The organism is Candidatus Magnetobacterium casense, assembly GCF_019173545.1.
GTDB classification, from domain to species: Bacteria; Nitrospirota; Thermodesulfovibrionia; order Thermodesulfovibrionales; family Magnetobacteriaceae; genus Magnetobacterium; species Magnetobacterium cryptolimnobacter.
The window spans coordinates 1-2,374 of sequence record NZ_JABXWD010000473.1; the positions used below are offsets into that span (position 1 = coordinate 1).

General features: G+C 51.6%; 4 protein-coding genes. All 4 read right to left on the reverse strand.

The genetic code is table 11. From position 1 onward, the window contains the following. On the reverse strand, nucleotides 1-315 hold a 315-nt coding region (locus HWQ67_RS16480; RefSeq protein WP_218253778.1), incomplete at its 3' end, for a hypothetical protein. 228 nt (nucleotides 316-543) lie between these two features. Next, nucleotides 544-1,080 carry a recombinase family protein gene (locus tag HWQ67_RS16485; RefSeq protein ID WP_218253779.1) on the reverse strand — a complete coding sequence of 179 codons (537 nt, stop codon included), beginning with the start codon at nucleotides 1,078-1,080 and terminating at the stop codon, nucleotides 544-546. 192 nt (nucleotides 1,081-1,272) lie between these two features. Further along, on the reverse strand, nucleotides 1,273-2,049 hold the full coding sequence (locus tag HWQ67_RS16490; protein WP_218253780.1) for a replication protein: 777 nt from the start codon (nucleotides 2,047-2,049) through the stop codon (nucleotides 1,273-1,275). Next, entirely contained in the window at nucleotides 2,042-2,233 is a 192-nt protein-coding gene (locus HWQ67_RS16495) for a helix-turn-helix domain-containing protein (protein ID WP_218253781.1), read from the reverse strand. The genes HWQ67_RS16490 and HWQ67_RS16495 overlap by 8 nt, the downstream gene beginning before the upstream one ends. Nucleotides 2,234-2,374: the final 141 nt, after the last annotated feature.

The following is a 2,374-nucleotide window of genomic DNA, read 5'->3' on the forward strand; positions in this document are numbered from 1 at the left end:
CTTATCGACCGTTTCCTGCGCCTCTGAGGGCGTAGTAAGATGTTTTCTAAGGTCGGTTGTATCCATCATCCAATCACCCCTTTTGAAAACGTCCCCGGTGCTGCAGCGATACCACCAACCGGCACGGCCACAGCCCGGACAAGTCTCTGGTGCTCGGTGGTCTATCCCCACTTGGTAGTGACACGTCTTACACTCAAAGCGCCAGCCGTCACCTACATGGTATTCCTTTGGCACTAAGGTATCACTCAATGCGGCAGAACGCCCTGCCGCATTATCCTGGTTGAACAGCATCGCAAAGGCTTTATCTGCGTTCATTCCTAGGTCAAGTCTCATAACTCGCTTAGCGAGATTCTTTATCTCTGTGTCTGTCATTCTTCCCAAAGTCAAACTATCCGTCCTTTGTTTGTTTTCGGATCCGCTAACTATCTTGTCCATCGTAAAATCCTTCGGCCTATTTTTTGGTCACTTATCCGCGACCCCCAAAAGTGACCATCGATGCCTTGTGGTCACTAAATCCAGCTATACCAAAAGTGACCAATCCCATTAAGTTATCCCCCCTTTGTTGGCATACCTTAGAAGATACCCAGTACGCTTTCGTTTCCCCTTATCCTTACTTCCATGGGGCCGTCCCAGGTGTTTCCCTTCGGCCCTTGCCCGGTCCAGTCCGGCCAGTGTCCGCTTGCTAATTCTGTCCGCTTCAAAGTTAGCTGCCCAGCCAGCGATAGCGTAAAGTAAGTCCCGCATGGGCCCCGCTTGCTCAGTCCAGGGCTCAGAATAGCTAACTACTTGAACGCCGTGTACCCGGAAGTTATTGACGAGCTGTAGAATGGCGCCGATCCCTTGTCTGGTAAGCCGGTCCAGCGCCCACACTAAAAGGATATTTGGCTGGTACTTCGGTACATCGGACATAAGTCTACTGAGCTGGTGCTGGTGCCCACTATGCCAGGCCGATTCGTCTTCCCGGTACAATGCCACGAGCTCGTGATTCCGCGCCCCAATCCAGTGTTTCAGCGCCGGCAACTGGTTGTCAGTTTCCTGTTCTTTTGTGCTCACCCTTAGATAGACTACTACCTTTGCCATTGCGTTAATTCCTATGAATCCCGGTTGGCATCATCAAATACCGCGGCTCACCCCGCCGAGCCCACATGACCGGCACCCCAGTCACCAGGCTGAACTTCGTCGCTTCAATCGCATGATCCACACATAACCAGACATGGCCGTTTATCCTAGCTATGCCTGGTTTGGCGCATATACAGCATATTTTAGTGTCCTTCATACAGCTACCCCACTACAAGCGATCCATCTTCCTCTTTCGGTGTTGGTCACTAACCCAGCTTTCTTAAACTCGCTGAGATAGCACTGGACGGTTCCGTATGGGACGTTCAACTCTTGGGATAGCTGCCTGACAGGGCAAGGTTTGCTGCTCTGTCGAAGGTGTTCCAGTAGTTTCTTTTTCTTCCGGGTAGTGTCTTGCAGGGATGGCTCGGTGGTGGGGTTAAGTCCCCCAAAGATGGGGGATTTAGGGGGTTTGAAAAAGCGTATAGTTTCAGAATTGATATTAGTTAACTCTTTCTTTATAGTTTCTTTAAGGTTACTTTCTGTTGGAGTAGCACTCGTGACAACTTGACTAGTCTGGTCAAGTACACTTGACTGGTCTAGTATGGTGGCCTTGACTACCCCCCTAGTCAAGTCCGCTTGACTACCCCTAGTCAAGTCTACCGTACTAGGTATATACCGCTTCATGCGTTCCCACTCCGAGCCATTGTGGTTGACGGCGTACATGGTCGCTTCCCTGGGATCCGTCCGGCGCCTGTCTACCTGTATTATGTGCCGTTGCTCCAGGTCCTTAATTGCGGCTATCACGCTCTGGCGGGAGAGCCAAGTTTTGTTCTGGAATGTGGTGAGTGATATTGCCGCCTTTTGCTTTTGGTACCCTATCGTGTAGTCTATGACCACAAGTAGAACCTGAAAACTACAACCCGGCAGCTTGCACATCTCCAGCCGTTCAAAGAGGTCGTAATCCAGCCGGCGAAACTGTGGTCTAGCCATCCTTACCCTCACCGCGTAGGAATCTCTCAAACTGGTAGATAGAGACTACAATTCGCTTTCCCAGCCTTATGGCACCGGGGAGCTCCCCCTTTGCTGCCAGGGTGTAACAACTGTTCCGGCTGATCCCCAGACGCCTGGCCGCTTGGTCAACCGTCATTGTGTCTCTCTGGGTTTCTACTGCCATAGCCTCACCATCTATATCTGTCCGAGTCTCGTCTGGGCCGGGTTAGGGCGTCTCCTATGGGTAGCTGTGACGTGTCTGGATTGATTCTGTCCCGCCTTTCCCTTCTACAGTTAGGGCAGCGGCGAGGCTGGCTTAGGAGCT

Bases quoted from the DNA above. Each gene is read 5' to 3' on its own strand.
- HWQ67_RS16485 (WP_218253779.1), bottom strand. From the start codon at position 1,080: ATGGCAAAGGTAGTAGTCTATCTAAGGGTGAGCACAAAAGAACAGGAA.
- HWQ67_RS16490 (WP_218253780.1), bottom strand. From the start codon at position 2,049: ATGGCTAGACCACAGTTTCGCCGGCTGGATTACGACCTCTTTGAACGG.
- HWQ67_RS16495 (WP_218253781.1), bottom strand. From the start codon at position 2,233: ATGGCAGTAGAAACCCAGAGAGACACAATGACGGTTGACCAAGCGGCC.